The organism is Brenneria rubrifaciens, assembly GCF_005484945.1.
GTDB lineage: Bacteria > Pseudomonadota > Gammaproteobacteria > Enterobacterales > Enterobacteriaceae > Brenneria > Brenneria rubrifaciens.
The window spans coordinates 1,285,314-1,299,200 of sequence record NZ_CP034035.1; the positions used below are offsets into that span (position 1 = coordinate 1,285,314).

Annotated in this window: 14 protein-coding genes; 9 read left to right on the forward strand and 5 right to left on the reverse strand. The window is 48.2% G+C overall.

Going from position 1 to position 13,887, the window contains the following annotated elements; all coding sequences use genetic code 11:
- Positions 1-128: 128 nt before the first annotated feature.
- Positions 129-1,055 carry an IS5 family transposase gene (locus tag EH207_RS05980; RefSeq protein ID WP_137713140.1) on the reverse strand — a complete coding sequence of 309 codons (927 nt, stop codon included), beginning with the start codon at positions 1,053-1,055 and terminating at the stop codon, positions 129-131.
- A gap of 169 nt (positions 1,056-1,224) precedes the next feature.
- Between EH207_RS05980 and EH207_RS05985 the strand changes: the two genes are divergently transcribed.
- The 5 genes from EH207_RS05985 to EH207_RS06005 all read left to right on the forward strand — a co-directional run bounded on the left by EH207_RS05985 (position 1,225) and on the right by EH207_RS06005 (position 6,237).
- Positions 1,225-2,343, forward strand: a complete 1,119-nt coding sequence (locus tag EH207_RS05985; RefSeq protein ID WP_137713165.1) for an ATP-binding protein — start codon at positions 1,225-1,227, stop codon at positions 2,341-2,343.
- Between the two features lie 19 nt (positions 2,344-2,362).
- Complete coding sequence (locus EH207_RS05990) at positions 2,363-2,911, forward strand: MarR family transcriptional regulator (RefSeq protein ID WP_126124240.1); 549 nt, start codon at positions 2,363-2,365, stop codon at positions 2,909-2,911.
- Positions 2,912-3,050: 139 nt separating this feature from the next.
- Positions 3,051-4,142 (forward strand): multiubiquitin domain-containing protein, encoded by a 1,092-nt coding sequence (locus tag EH207_RS05995; protein ID WP_137713166.1) that lies wholly within the window; start codon positions 3,051-3,053, stop codon positions 4,140-4,142.
- The gene (locus EH207_RS06000; RefSeq protein WP_137713167.1) at positions 4,139-4,999 is read left to right on the forward strand and encodes a ThiF family adenylyltransferase; all 861 of its coding nucleotides are present in this window, start codon (positions 4,139-4,141) and stop codon (positions 4,997-4,999) included. The genes EH207_RS05995 and EH207_RS06000 overlap by 4 nt, the downstream gene beginning before the upstream one ends.
- A gap of 69 nt (positions 5,000-5,068) precedes the next feature.
- A protein-coding gene (locus tag EH207_RS06005; protein ID WP_137713168.1) for an IS3 family transposase occupies positions 5,069-6,237 on the forward strand; the annotation gives its coding sequence in 2 pieces (ribosomal slippage) (positions 5,069-5,318 and positions 5,318-6,237; 1,170 coding nt in all).
- Here the strand turns inward: EH207_RS06005 and EH207_RS06010 are convergent.
- The 3 genes from EH207_RS06010 to EH207_RS06020 are packed head-to-tail and all read right to left on the reverse strand — an operon-like array spanning position 6,230 to position 8,464.
- Positions 6,230-6,427, reverse strand: coding sequence for a hypothetical protein (locus EH207_RS06010; RefSeq protein WP_137713169.1), 198 nt, complete (start codon positions 6,425-6,427; stop codon positions 6,230-6,232). The two genes, EH207_RS06005 and EH207_RS06010, sit on opposite strands and share 8 nt — an antisense overlap.
- A 58-nt stretch (positions 6,428-6,485) precedes the next feature.
- Positions 6,486-7,940: an FAD-binding oxidoreductase gene (locus tag EH207_RS06015; RefSeq protein ID WP_137713170.1), complete on the reverse strand. Its 1,455-nt coding sequence runs from the start codon at positions 7,938-7,940 to the stop codon at positions 6,486-6,488.
- Positions 7,937-8,464, reverse strand: a complete 528-nt coding sequence (locus EH207_RS06020) for a GNAT family N-acetyltransferase (protein ID WP_175413649.1) — start codon at positions 8,462-8,464, stop codon at positions 7,937-7,939. The genes EH207_RS06015 and EH207_RS06020 overlap by 4 nt, the downstream gene beginning before the upstream one ends.
- Before the next feature lie 977 nt (positions 8,465-9,441).
- On the opposite strand from EH207_RS06020, the gene EH207_RS06025 reads away from it, so the two are divergent.
- The gene (locus EH207_RS06025) at positions 9,442-10,044 is read left to right on the forward strand and encodes a TetR/AcrR family transcriptional regulator (protein WP_137713172.1); all 603 of its coding nucleotides are present in this window, start codon (positions 9,442-9,444) and stop codon (positions 10,042-10,044) included.
- A gap of 203 nt (positions 10,045-10,247) precedes the next feature.
- Here the strand turns inward: EH207_RS06025 and EH207_RS06030 are convergent, their stop codons facing one another.
- Entirely contained in the window at positions 10,248-11,516 is a 1,269-nt protein-coding gene (locus tag EH207_RS06030) for a tyrosine-type recombinase/integrase (RefSeq protein WP_137713173.1), read from the reverse strand.
- Between the two features lie 651 nt (positions 11,517-12,167).
- Here EH207_RS06030 and EH207_RS06035 point away from each other — a divergent pair.
- From EH207_RS06035 to EH207_RS06045, 3 genes are read left to right on the forward strand one after another with little or no spacing between them, the layout of a single operon-like run.
- The gene (locus EH207_RS06035) at positions 12,168-12,845 is read left to right on the forward strand and encodes a dual OB domain-containing protein (RefSeq protein ID WP_137713174.1); all 678 of its coding nucleotides are present in this window, start codon (positions 12,168-12,170) and stop codon (positions 12,843-12,845) included.
- Positions 12,846-12,861: 16 nt separating this feature from the next.
- Positions 12,862-13,299 (forward strand): DUF488 domain-containing protein, encoded by a 438-nt coding sequence (locus EH207_RS06040; protein WP_137713175.1) that lies wholly within the window; start codon positions 12,862-12,864, stop codon positions 13,297-13,299.
- Positions 13,296-13,886: a DUF4326 domain-containing protein gene (locus EH207_RS06045; protein ID WP_137713176.1), complete on the forward strand. Its 591-nt coding sequence runs from the start codon at positions 13,296-13,298 to the stop codon at positions 13,884-13,886. Before EH207_RS06040 ends, EH207_RS06045 begins: the two co-directional genes overlap by 4 nt.
- Position 13,887 lies beyond the last annotated feature (1 nt).

Here is a 13,887-nt window from a genome sequence, read left to right on the forward strand (position 1 = left end):
ACCACTTCTCTTTATTTGACGTTAAATATCTGACGTTATTTTAAAACTAAAAGCCCGCTTAAGTTTCCTTGCAGGGGCGTTGTTGAATAAATCATTTTCGGGGTGCAGCAAAGCCCTTTCCTCATCTCTCAGGCAATGCGAACACTGACCGGCATGCCCAGCCGCGTCATGGTGTTCATTGCTTTCACCCGCGCCATCGCTTCACCCACCTGCCCATCGTAATCACGCAGCGACAACCGGTCTCCCAACATCATCTTCATCCGCGATATCGCCGTTTCCGCCAGTGAACGCCGGTGGTAACCCACTTTCTTTTTCCACGCCTCGTTGTTTCCCGTCAACCGCTGCTGCGCCACCGCCTGATTTCGCTCCTGATATCGCTCCAAAGGCCAGTATTTCGCTCCCCTGCGCGGCGGGATGACCGGCCTGATTTTCTTCCTTTTCAAACCGTCGTGGCAGTCGCGCACATCGTAAGCCCCGTCTGCCAGCGCTTCCTTTATCTTCCTGTGCGTCTGGCTTATCAGCCCCGGCAACGCCTGCGCGTCCGTCACGCCGCTGAGTGACAAGTCAGCGCAGACTATCTCATGTGTGCCCGCGTCCACCGCCAGATGCAGCTTGCGCCACACCCGCCGCTTTTCCGCACCGTGTTTTTTGACCTTCCATTCCCCCTCGCCAAAGACTTTAAGCCCGGTGGAATCAATGACCAGATGCGCGATTTCGCCGCGTGTCGGCGTCCTGATATTGACGTTAACACTTTTGGCCCGTTTGCTGATACTGGTGTAATCCGGGCTGCGCAGCGGCACATTCATCAGATGGAAAACCGAATCGATAAATCCCTGCAACGCCCGCAGCGCAAGGTTAAAGACGTTCTTGAGCATCAATGCAGTGGTGATCGCCATATCGGAGTAACGTAACGGCCGGCCTCGCCGCGCAGGCTCAGCGGCATCGTACCATGCGGCGGTGGCGTCATCGCTGAGCCAGACTGTCAGCGACCCCCGTTGACGGAGGGCGTGGTTATACGTTTTCCAGTTGGTGATTTTGAACTTCTGCTTTGCCACGGTTCGCCATGTACTGTCAGGGAAGAGAGTGATCTGATCCTGTTTACCGCTGAAAGTTCGATTTATTCAACAACGCCCCTTGCAGGCTGAAACTATAGCGATTTCATAAACAACTCATTAGAATAACTGGCAAGACCTCCGCTGAGGATTGACAGGAAAAAATATAATAATGTTCAGTGACATTGATAAGCTACTTAACGCTAACCCAGGCCTGACGGGGCGTGAGATCGCCAAGCAACTTGGGTTTGATAAAAAAAAGGTCAATTCATTCCTGAGTCGAAGTGGGCATTTATTTAATCAAGATGAGAATTACAAGTGGTTCCAGTCTAAGAACAGAACTTTTGTACTTTCGCTTCCTGGTGACACATGGCTTACCCAAGATGACTTTGAGGATGCTCTTTCTAAAAGTGGAAATCCTTTAGATGGGACCTACAAAGCAGCCGATATAATCTTTGCCAAAAACTGTTCTCTGATGATGGTGGCTATTGCCAGGATGCTGTCTTTACTTAATCAACTGTCATCCCGAAATATCGCGGTCACTATTGATTTAACTAAATGTAAAAGAACAAGAACTTTCCTCAACCGCTCTGGTTTTTACGATCTGCTGGATCAAAAGATTACCGTTCTACCCTTCAGACCCCAGCTTGGCAATTCTGATGCTGTAAAATATGTTGATAACAGCGAGAGTCTGGTTGAACTAGGCGCGATAGACATGGGTTCAACAAAGGCCGAAATCAGTGAACTTATCAAGAGACTGGGACAACGCTTCGTTTCTGAAGCTTCCAAAGATTATCTTACTGTCATTATGACGGTCTTTAGCGAACTCATTAACAATGTGAAGGATCACAGTAATAGCCATATTCCTGGTTTTGCCGCTCTCCAGAGCTACAATGGAAAGGGAAGAAGGAAGCATATACAGACGGTGATTTCGGATAGCGGGCTAGGAGTAGTGGCAACCTTACGCGCAACGCTCCAAGGTAATTATCCTGAGTTATATGCAAAATTTCCTGCTGGTTTATTACGTTCCGACATAGATCTGGTTAAACACGTTTTTTCTAACGGCGGGATTAGCCGCCATGGTTCAAAAGAAGGGCGTGGCCTTGGTTTTGAAAGTTCTCGAAAGCAAGCGTCCAAAAACGAAGCGTTGCTCATCATCAGACAAACACATTTCAGCATTGAACTGAATTACAAAGATGGTGAACTTGTCACCGCTGAGGTTAAGGAAAATCTTAGCTTGATAAACGGTACTCATATCTGCTTCGATTTCTTTATTGACACCCCTGAATAAAACAGATTAACTTAATCAGATGAAACAGAAATCACTTATCATCAAACTTTTCGATCTTGTCGGCGACTCTTTTGCATTCGGTAACGAAATGGGAAGAGAGGTCTTTGGTAAGCTCCAGCAGATAGTGGACAATAACCCTCAGCAGAATGTGTTCGGCATTTCTCTTGAAGGAATTGATGCCACCGATGCATCCTTTCCCAGAGAAAGCGTTGTTTCACTTGCAAAGTTGCTTCGTGAAGATAAAGGCTTTTACCTCACAGGAGTTACGTCTAAGGACCTACTGGATAACTGGTCATATGCCGCGACAGCAAAAGACCAGCCGATTTTTGTCTATGGCAGTACTTATAGCATCATCGGTCCTGTGCTGACCGAAGGAACAAAACAGCTCATTGATTTCATTATGCGAAATGAATTTACCACGACTAGCATGGTGGCATCAGAGTTCGACCTCTCTACGCAAAATGCCAGTGGGAAGCTCAAAAAGCTTTATCGGCAAGGGTTTATTCTGGGGAAAAAAGAGGTCGCGGAGTCCGGCGGGCATGAGTTTGTGTATGTTCCGATAAAATAATTCTGATAAATCTGCTTGCGTTAATCAGAATCTAGCGGTATTGTCCTGCATGTTGGTTCGCCAACTTGTGTGGCATCTGATAAATCTCTTAAAGTTTATCAGATGTTATTGAGATAACTATCCTATGAGACTGAATCCCATGAACTCTCTCGATACTCTAAGCAGTAAACCACATCACTACATTGAAATTGCTGGTGAAGACCTGCAGTTCCGACAGGTGAATGTCGATGATTTAACTCTTACTGGTAACCAGATTGGCGCTGCGGCGGGTTACAAACCCGACCAGTTGCCTGTGATCCTGCAGTTGCTGGCTAACGGTACACTCGAAAGCCTCAGTCCTGGTGAACTCGCTCGTCCGGGGGCTGACAATAATAAATTTATTGTTGTTATATCTGACCGGACCTACTTCTTCTCCGTTGATGGGGAACGCTTGGAGTGGCCGTTTAATCAGATCACGGGACACACTGTCCGTAAGCTTGGAGAGGTCGCAGAAGGAAAGCGTCTATTACTCGAAAAAGAGGATTCCGCTGATGAAGAGATCCAAGGGCATCAGTTTGTTTCGCTTGAGCCAGAAGGGGTTGAGCGATTCATCAGCCGCGATCCGGTCTGGAAGCTCAATGTGCAGGGTAAAGTTTATTCTTTTGATACCCCCATTATCAGCGTCAGGGATGCCGTTGTGAGAGCAGGACTAAATCCTGATCAGGCTTGGCATATCTTCTTCAATGTTGAAGGGAGGCCTAAAGAGGAAAAAACTATTAACGACCATCTTGATCTGACAACCCCAGGCGTTGAGAAACTGCGTTTGACTCCACGCAATGTTTCAAACGGTGAAGCTGCGGTTGCTCTGCGTCGCGATTTTGAACTTCTCATCAATGACGAGAAGTATCTTAATGAGATGGGTTTTCAGTGGGAAACGTGTGTCAATGAACAATCACGCTGGCTCATCATAAACGATTATGTATTGCCTGAAGGCTACAACCAAAAACAGATCCAACTCGCTTTACTTATCCCTGAGGGGTATCCCATAAGCCTGTTGGATATGTTTTATGTTTTCCCAGCACTTAAACTATCAAATGGCGCTGAAATCTCGGCGACTCAAATTGTAGCGGTTATTGATCAGAACACTTTCCAGGGATGGTCTCGCCATCGTCCATGGGATCCGGACACTGACTCCGTCATTTCACAGCTAGCCATGGCTAACGGATGTTTACTTAAGGAGGTGGGCCTGTGAGCGTAAACTCAAATATGGTGATACCAGAAAGTATTCACCTGCAGCTTCATAAACACCTCTTCCCAGGTGACGGCAAGGAATCTGCTGCAATATTGCTCTGTAATCGCAATGAAGGAAGCCGCCTTAAGCTGCTTGTAAAAGAGATCATTCAAGTGCCGGACGACGAATGCGAATCACGTAAAAATGATTTCATCTCCTGGCCAGGGCTTTACCTAGAAAAAGCAATTGATGCTGCGGAAACAGCTTCAATGTCTATCATTTTGGTTCACTCACACCCAGGCGGCCTCTTTGAATTTTCACAGTTTGATGATGCGAGCGATGCCATCACAATTCCTGCTCTTTATCAGGGTGTCAATGCACTCCATGGTTCTGCAATAATGATACCTGATGGCAGAATACGGGCCCGTTTCTATAGTGAAGGTATCAACGTACAAGACGTAGACCTTGTCAGTGTACCGGGGGATGACATCTGCCTCTGGCGGCCCGGTGATGAAGTGCCGCAAAAGGAAGTCATTGCATTCACCTCTGGAATGACTTCGTGTTTTAGTCATCTCACCGCCGCGGTTATAGGCGTTTCAGGTACCGGTTCAATTGTCGCGGAGCAGGTAACCCGCCTGGGTTTTGGTAAAATATTACTCGTTGACGATGATCATATTGAAAAGAAGAATCTCAACCGGATCCTGAACGCTACGCAAGAAGATGCCTCACACAATGTATCTAAGGTTGAGATGTTTGCCGTTGCTGTTAGCAGGATACGTGGAGAAAACGTAGCGACTGCGATCCACAGCTCAATATTAGATAGGGAAGCGGTATTAGCGGTTGCTGATGCTGACGTTATTTTCAGCTGCGTGGACTGAAGTGGCACACTGAATTTGGCCACCTGAACAGAGGTGATATGCTCACCTCAGAACAACACAGGTGCTCCAATGAAAAAAAGAAATTTTAGTGCAGAGTTCAAACGTGAAGCAGCTCAGTTGGTTGTCGAGCAGAGCTACACCGTTGCTGAAGCAGCAAAAGCCATGGATATTGGCCTTTCAACAATGACCCGATGGGTCAGACAATTACGGGATGAACGACAGGGAAAAACACCGAAAGCTTCCCCCATTACCCCGGAGAAAATTGAAATACGTGAGTTGAAGAAAAAACTACAACGTATTGAAATGGAAAATGAAATATTAAAAAAGGCTACCGCGCTCTTGATGTCAGACTCCCTGAACAGTTCTCGTTAATCGGAAAACTCAGGGCGCGTTATCCCGTGGCTACACTCTGTCACGTATTTGGGGTTCACCGCAGCAGCTATAAATACTGGAAATGCCGTCCTGATAAGCCGGACAGAAAGCATACAGAGTTACGCAGTCAGGTTCAGGAACTATACAACATTAGTCATGGCTCAGCCGGGGCAAGGAGTATCGCCGCAATGGCAACGCTCAGAGGCTTCCTGATGGGGCGCTGGCTTGCCGGCAGACTCATGAAAGAGCTGGGGCTGGTCAGTTGTCAGCAGCCCATCCATCGGTATAAACGCGGTGGCCATGAACACATCGCTATCCCGAATCACCTTGAGCGTCAGTTCGCAGTGACAGAGCCTAATCAGGTGTGGTGCGGCGACGTGACGTATATCTGGACAGGTAAGCGCTGGGCATACCTTGCCGTTGTTCTCGACCTGTTCGCGAGGAAACCGGTGGGCTGGGCAATGTCGTTCTCACCGGACAGCAGGCTGACCATCAAAGCGCTAGAAATGGCGTGGGAAGTTCGCGGCAAACCAGCCGGGGTGATGTTCCACAGCGATCAGGGCAGCCATTACACAAGCAGGCAGTTCCGGCAGTCACTGTGGCGGTATCGGATCAGGCAGAGTATGAGTCGTCGTGGAAACTGCTGGGATAATAGTCCGATGGAGCGCTTCTTCAGAAGCCTGAAGAACGAGTGGTTGCCGGTGACTGGTTACACAAGCTTCAGCGATGCTAACAGTGCAATAACGGACTATATCGTTGGGTATTACAGTACGTTCAGGCCACACGAATATAACGGTGGGTTACCACCAAACGAATCGGAAAACCGATACTGGAAAAACTCTAAAGCGGTGGCCAGTTTTAGTTGACCACTTCAAACAACCCGCCGGCGCGCAACAGTTCCACACAAGCCGATGAGAGGCGTGCATGGAGTCGCGCTTCGCGTCCATAGATACGTAGCATGTCGGCATAGTTCCGAATCCATGCCAGGATTGAAGCCAGACGTTCGTCACCAGCGAAGAAGTAGTCGTCTTGTTGCCGTAGGATCGTGTCTAACATGCGTTTCCTCCTTGGCCCGGTTGGGTACTTGCAGTCGTCATTAGTTGATTAACGTCTTTCATCGTGAGTCATCTCCCGATTTCCACGTTGCATTCGTTCTCCCGTCGACCCCGCGTTCGGGCTTGCAAGAAGTTTCTGTATCAACAATGCGCGAATCTGCCATGTAGCGGCTGGGAGCGAGCACACCTTGGGGATCAAGCAGGCGTTTGACTTGTTCGACGATGACGGCGTCAAGTCCTCTGCCCGCGTCGGCGTAATCGGCGCGTTCATGTCGGGTATCCACCCGGTAGGGCACATAGCCAGCGGTGACTAGTGCAGCAACGATGTGATCGAAAGCCGCATGAGCCGCTGCGGTGCCTTGCGTGTCGCGGTGGAAAGATATGGCGACTACGAGATCGACAGTGTCATGGTCGAGTACGTTGACGGTTGTACCCGCGCGGATAGTGGTCCCGGTGACTCCGTCGCGGACGATCTGGATCGCTTTCTCGACGTCGTCTCCTCGCATCGGGACGAAAGGCAAAGCAAAAATCCAGCCGCTGCCATGTTCGTCGGCCTCCTCAGTGGAGGCGTTCAACGCGTTGCGGACGATAATCTCGCTGCTGCGCGTGTCTCCGTCATAGAGACGCGCGACAGCCGACATCAACGGATCATTGGTAACGAAGTCATCCGACACTCGTTGTGGGTCGACATCCGCCAGGGTGCGCCACATCACATCAAGCTTTGCTTCAGTAATGGGGACGGGGCCATCAATGCAAGTGTGGATAGCGATCCGTGCCTCCCGCGCGCCATAGAGTGCACTCGATTCGTGGTCGTAGATTTTTGTGACCCCGCTGAGTACGCCATCGCGCACGAGTTCTCTCACGTGGTCGACGACCGTACGAATGGTCCCTGGCTCAACCGTAAAGGTGATAACTTTCCGCCGTGATGGCCGAGGCCGCAGGCGCACGGAGGCAGCAGTCACGACGCCAAAATTTGACTGGGTGAACAAGTGGAGGGCCGATGGGCCGAGTCCCAAAGGATTGGCGGCTAGAGACCCAACGCCGGGCCACCATCCGACTGTACCTATTCGACCGTCGGGTAGGACAACCTCGATTCCGAGCAAGTCTTGGGTTCGCTGTCCGTGCAATCCAACGCCTCGATCCATGATGTTGCCGATGACTGAGGTCTTGGCGCTGGATGCCGTACAGTTCAAGTAGCAGCAGCTTCCCAGTAAGGCTGTGCTCAGTTGCTCCTGAGTGACCCCAGCCTCGATGACGGCATACCCTCGATCTTCCGCAATCTCCCGGATCGATTTAAGACGGTACAGACTGATGATATCGGTCACGGGGCCGGGGGTTGAGGCTGAGCCCAGTCCCCAGTTGTAACCACTGGATACCACTCGCAGCGGTCGCTTCAGACCACTGGAACGAGACTTAATTATTTGTTGAACCTCAAGCACGTCATTGGGCTCAAGAATTTCTCCCGGTGCGGAGTAGGCGAATTCGCTGACATTGTTGCCCGTTAGGTGACTCATGGCTGGTACCTCCAGGCACGGATATGATCATCCTTGAGCGCTACATACGAGTGCTCGTCGTCGAAAGACCCATCAGCGTTGCGCAATCGGGAACGGCGAACGGACTCTAAGTGGTACCCTGCCTTGAGTGCGGTAGACACGGAGGCAGCGTTGCCCGGCTTGATGCCCAGTTCGATTCTCTGGACGCTGAAAGCGTTGAAGACCCACTGAGTAAATAGCCTCAGGGTGTGTGCAGCGTAACCGTTTCCGCGATAGGCGCTCATCGTCGAGTATCCGACATCCAGAACGCCAGGCGGACCCAGACGACGGACCGACAATGTCGTCAAAGCCACACCGTTGAAATCGCGACGCCCGACCAAGAACGTCGAATCTCCGAGTCGCCAGCCCGCATATGCCCCGACGATCCTTGATTCCAGCGCTGCCGAGGAAGCTGGTGGAAAGATAGAGTGGCGCTGGACCTCGTCGTCAAACTCGTTCGCATACAGGCCGGTAATATCTTCTAGAACCGGATAGGTCAGGACCAAACCATCACCGCATATACAGGACTCCGACAGACGTGGCAGAAAAGTCTTACGTCCAGTGGAGTCGGATTCTTCGCTTTCAGGAGAAGAGGTCACCCAGCATTGGCCCCCAACGTACCTCCACCCGTGAGTAATCAACTGCTCGATCTCACGGTGATTACGATAGTCGACTACTCGTGTGCTTAGCTCAGCGTCTGTTTGGACGCGATAGTCCTGCAATGTCATTGGCTTCTCCGATCAACTTGATGTTGTTTCGCAGTACCGGTCCCACCTTTGGTAAAACCAGAGCCCTCATATTTGCTTAGTATTGTACTTTAAAATACAAAAACAATTTTATTGTACTTTGTAATCCAGAAAAAGCAACGTGTCTGAATCATCCTGACTTTTTGGCGAGTGTTAAGTCGGGGCCGGACGTTGTGCCAGATGATATGTAACGAAGGCTGTAGGATTGGGCACTCATAGCTTTGAGGGGGAACTGGACGGCGAGATGTCCTACGCCTCCAGTGATTCTCGTGACTGTAGTCTGCGCACATGGGGGCAAAGCCGCTGCCTCGACTGCATGAGGTGCCTAAGTCCGGCAACGTGCAATGCAGCGGTAGCTGCACTCTCGAACTCGGATGGCTCGACGGCGAAGTTCTGGTCGGAGATCACCTGGTTCTATGCCCAGGGCCCAGGCACTGGAGTATCTTTAAGTCGCCATGCGAGTTTCGACTGTAAGAATCGAGCCTGTCAGTGCTTACGAGTGTGACCGTCCTGTAGGCATCCGGCCAACACCCCCGCCTAAGCGCCATGAACTCTAAACGTTCCACGATTGAGTGAGGTAAATTTGATGTCGATGAGGGCAGTATCGGGCGAGTCTGGTGGCGTCAGCCCAGCATCGAGCCTAATAGACCGTCTGCGTTCTCGCGCGGCCCCTGTTGGATACGATCGCTGAGTACGAGTTCTGTATATTACTATACAGAATATGCTAATATCACGTCATGGGTAGACCACGTTCATTCGATACAGAGACGGTACTGGACTTTGCGGCGGCAGAGTTCCGTGTTCATGGTTTCGCTGACACTTCTACAGAGCGGCTGTGCGAAGTCGCTGGCGTGCGCCGTAGCAGTTTGTACAATGCCTTCACCTCGAAGGAAGAGCTGTTCGTGCAAGCCCTGCGTCGATACGTCGAAGTCGTAACGCTACGGCAGGAAGCGGTACTCACTAATGCTGAACTTAATGGCGGTACGCGGTTGTGGCGGATCGTCGAGATGGTTATTGACGAGGAGCGGGAGGCTCGCAAGGAGGGGCGTGCGGCTGGGTGTATGACTGTGCACACGTTAATGTCGCCGGATATACGGCTGAGTGATCGCCGGGTGCAAACGATCCTGGACCATGACCTGAATCGCCGTCTTTCTCTCTTGGCTCAGGCCGCGAAAGTTGGGCAAGCCGACGGCAGCGTGCGCCCCGAATCCTTGCCAGAGGATGTGGCTACACTGATTGTCACCGTGGTCTCGGGCCTGCGGGTGCTCGCCCAGACCGGCGCAGAACCGGCTCAGTTGCTCAGGATCGCACGAATGAATCTGGGGTCGACGCTGGCCTGATTACTTTACACCTTGTCACGAATGAACCTCCTGCATAGCCCGCCCGAGAAAAACCACATTTTTTTGCGCTGCGTGATTTAAGCCAGCTGTCCGTAATAGTTATTTTGGGCCTAACCGGGTCATTACTCAGGCACATATAAAAAGCAGTATCTGATTTGACAGATACTGCTTATATATTATTTATCTGTCACGCCATTATTGATTCAGGCCGCCTGATGGTTATTTTCTTGGCTCCAGATATACGGCGGTACATAATTTTCCTTACATGCACCCAGATAATCCGACCACCACTGCATCATCGCTTTGCGGGCTTCAAGATGGGCGGCTTTGTGGATATAGGCCGCCCGCACGCTATTGCGTTCCTGATGACTCATCTGGCGCTCAACGGCATCTTGCGACCAACGCTCTGACTCCATTAATGCGCTACACGCCATTGCGCGGAATCCGTGACCGCAGACATCCTTTTTGGTGTCATAGCCCATTAGTCGCAATGCTTTGTTGACTGTGTTTTCGCACATGGGTTTATACGGGTTATGGTCGCCGGGAAACACCAGTTCCAGATGGCCTGAAATCGCTTGAATCTGCTTCAGTATATCGATGGCTTGCCTGGACAGCGGCACGATATGCGGCGTACGCATTTTCGCGCCACGCCCGGAGTAGCGGACGCCGGCAATAGCGTCGCGGGTAGCGGGAATGGTCCAGATTCTGTTTTTGAAATCAATTTCACTCCACCTTGCGAAACGCAGTTCGCTGGAACGGATAAACAGGTGCAGGGTGAGCAGTACCGCCAGCCGGGTTAACTCCCGGCCTTGCCGATAGCCTTCAATGCGTTCCAGCAATTCCGGCAGACACTCCAGCGGCAGGGCCGGATAATGGCGCCTGACCGGCGGAGCCGTTACGCCGACCAGATTCAGCGCCGGATTATTTTCCACCCATCCTTGTTGAACTGCGTAACGCATAATATTGCACAGGTGCTGTCGGGTACGGGACGCCACCTCCAGCAGGCCTTTTTCTTCGATACCTTTCAGCAGGACGGTGAAGTGCCGGGTTTTGAGTTCCGTTATCGGCTGATGACCCATCGCCGGGAAAACGTGATTGTTCAGGCTGGCAAGCAGGCGGGCGGCATGGTTCTCCGACCATGTTTTATTGCTTTTATGCCAGCCCAGCGCCACGGTCTTGAAATGCTTAACCGGTGAACGCGCCGCCTGCTCAGCGGCACGCTGTTGCGCCGGGTTGATATTCTGCGCCAGCATCTTGCGGATGCCATCGCGTTGTTGCCGGGCGTCGGTCAGCGATACATTAGGATAAGCGCCTAAACTGAGGCGGGACTCTTTGCCGTCGATACGATATTTGAGATACCAGAGACGTGAACCGCCTGGATTGATTAAAAGGTACAGGCCGTGAGAATCGGAAACTTTGAAGGGTTTAGCGGATGATTTTAAGTTGCGGATTTTTGAGTCGTTAAGAGACATTTGGGGGTCACTCCGTCATCGAACCAACTTGACCCCAAATCTGACCACCATTTTTTCCCGATGCGGAGGGAAAACTAGAAACGCATCGGGAAGGATTTTCACGCCAACCTGTTGAATCAATGTATAAATAGGGATTCGCAAGGATGCATGAAAACAGGAAAATGGCTCCTCTGACTGGATGCTGCATCTCATATATCTAGTTGAACTTAAATGAATTTAATTTTTTAAATTGAAATGAAGCCCTCATTAAGGCCCCAAACATTATCGCTGCTTTGAAATGTGATGTCTGTCATATTTTAGATTGGGATTCTAGTTTCGAAAAATATCAGTTCACTGTATGAACGTAGTGCGTTTTGCTGGTTACCGAGCTTAACGCCCAAGTCTTATCCGGCGGCCATTTGTGGATGAAACACCTTTGAAGCTTTGTGCTACAGACATTCCCAAAAGTGGAGAGGTATTATGTGAAGTTATTTAGCTACAATTAAAATATGATAGGTAGTTCAGTGCCAAATGTAGATATTGGTAAATATCTAAACTCACCTCTCAGCAAAATTCTCTAAATTATATGTTATAACATAACATTTTGAATTTATTGACAATTCTTTTTAGTGGATTTATAAGATTATTCTAATTTACGCAGAGGTAGTTATCATGCCATTAATTACATTTATAGTACTAGCAAAATCAATTAAACATAAAAAATTTTGCATAGCAGGAAAACGTTTTAGTAATGGGACTATTGGTGAGTGGATACGTCCAGTAAATGCTACTGACTCGAATAGTGATGCATTAACTTACAATGATATTGAATATTCTAATAACCAGCGCCCTGAACTTTTCCATATTACTTCTTTTAGTTATCTTAAAAAAACTCCGCATGAAATTCAATGTGAAAACTACTCAATAGACACGTCCTTTTATTGGAGGAAATCTGGTGTATTTAATAAACTTAATATCAATCAACTTTTAGATAACCCACAAAATCTCTGGTATAATAATTTTTCATCATATAATGGTGAAAATGACAGATTCCCTATAGCTTTAGTTAAAAGACCAATGCAATCTCTTTATTTTGTCAATGTATGTAATCTTAAGATTCGAGTAAAAAGAGAATGTATTGATTTTGGTAATGATTTAAAGCGATTTAGAGGTTTTTTTACCTATAATGGTATTAATTATGGGCTGATTATAACTGATCCAAAAATATACTCTGCCTATGGGCAACAGAAAGAAGACACCTATGATTTTGGTGATTGCTATATTACTTTTAGTACTGCACCTCATACAGATGAATATTGTTATAAATTTATTACCGCTATTATAAAGTAACTTAATAGGATTAATTATGAAAGTTTATTCAATTGGATTCACTGAAAAATCAGCAGAAAGATTTTTTAATTTAATTAAATCACAACCGATAAAAACATTAGTTGATGTAAGACTAAATAATGTCTCCCAACTTGCTGGCTTCGCCAAGAAAAACGATCTTAAATACTTCCTGAAAGAAATATGTACAGTCGGCTACGCTCATATCCCAGATTTAGCACCGACAAAAGAGATGTTAAATCCGTATAAAAAAGGGGATGTTTCATGGGAGGTTTATGAGGATAACTTTATGAATTTAATGGGGAAAAGGAATATAGAAAGAATTGATAAATCATTGATTGAAGATAGCTGCTTACTATGCAGTGAACACAAACCCCACCACTGCCATCGTCGGCTTGTGATAGAATATCTTAATAGCCATTGGGATACTGATTTTGAGGTTAAGCACTTGCTATGATGAGAGTATTGATAATGTATCATCCTGACTTTGCATCGAAGGGAAAGTTTGAACGTAAGCTTACTCGGATTTTTTCTAAGTCAAGTGATTATAAAGTTCTGTATTTTGAAGATCACCATAAACTAATAAATGGCTATTTTCAGTCTGATGTATTAATCAAGCTTAGTGCTGATGCCCTTTCTGATCCGTTTTCTGTTGAACCAACTCATGCAATAATATTTGATTCAACGACTAAACCCGTATTCTCAACTCCACACGAAGTTTTATCCGAAAAAATTCCAGTCCGTTATATTGAAGATAAGATAACCTTTGTGTCTAATAAAGATAAAGGTGAGCATTTTGACACATATATTGGCCGTGGAACATTATGGGGAAACCCTTATGCAATCGGCCATGATGGTGATCGCGATGAAGTGATTAGAAAGTTTAAGTATGACTTTGAGCGTAATTTTCTCAAAGGTGGAAACGATTTTAAGGAAAAACTAAAAAATCTCAGGGGTCATACGCTAGGATGCCATTGTAAGCCATATGCATGTCATGGTGATGTTCTGGCTCATTACTTGAACGAAATAGATGACGGAGAGTAGA

Excerpts from the sequence above, each read along its gene's own strand:
- EH207_RS06035 (WP_137713174.1), top strand. The coding sequence starts at position 12,168 with ATGCCATTAATTACATTTATAGTACTAGCAAAATCAATTAAACATAAA.
- EH207_RS06015 (WP_137713170.1), bottom strand. The coding sequence starts at position 7,940 with ATGAGTCACCTAACGGGCAACAATGTCAGCGAATTCGCCTACTCCGCA.
- EH207_RS06040 (WP_137713175.1), top strand. The coding sequence starts at position 12,862 with ATGAAAGTTTATTCAATTGGATTCACTGAAAAATCAGCAGAAAGATTT.
- EH207_RS06030 (WP_137713173.1), bottom strand. The coding sequence starts at position 11,516 with ATGTCTCTTAACGACTCAAAAATCCGCAACTTAAAATCATCCGCTAAA.
- EH207_RS05995 (WP_137713166.1), top strand. The coding sequence starts at position 3,051 with ATGAACTCTCTCGATACTCTAAGCAGTAAACCACATCACTACATTGAA.
- EH207_RS05985 (WP_137713165.1), top strand. The coding sequence starts at position 1,225 with ATGTTCAGTGACATTGATAAGCTACTTAACGCTAACCCAGGCCTGACG.
- EH207_RS06010 (WP_137713169.1), bottom strand. The coding sequence starts at position 6,427 with ATGTTAGACACGATCCTACGGCAACAAGACGACTACTTCTTCGCTGGT.
- EH207_RS05990 (WP_126124240.1), top strand. The coding sequence starts at position 2,363 with ATGAAACAGAAATCACTTATCATCAAACTTTTCGATCTTGTCGGCGAC.
- EH207_RS06045 (WP_137713176.1), top strand. The coding sequence starts at position 13,296 with ATGATGAGAGTATTGATAATGTATCATCCTGACTTTGCATCGAAGGGA.
- EH207_RS06025 (WP_137713172.1), top strand. The coding sequence starts at position 9,442 with ATGGGTAGACCACGTTCATTCGATACAGAGACGGTACTGGACTTTGCG.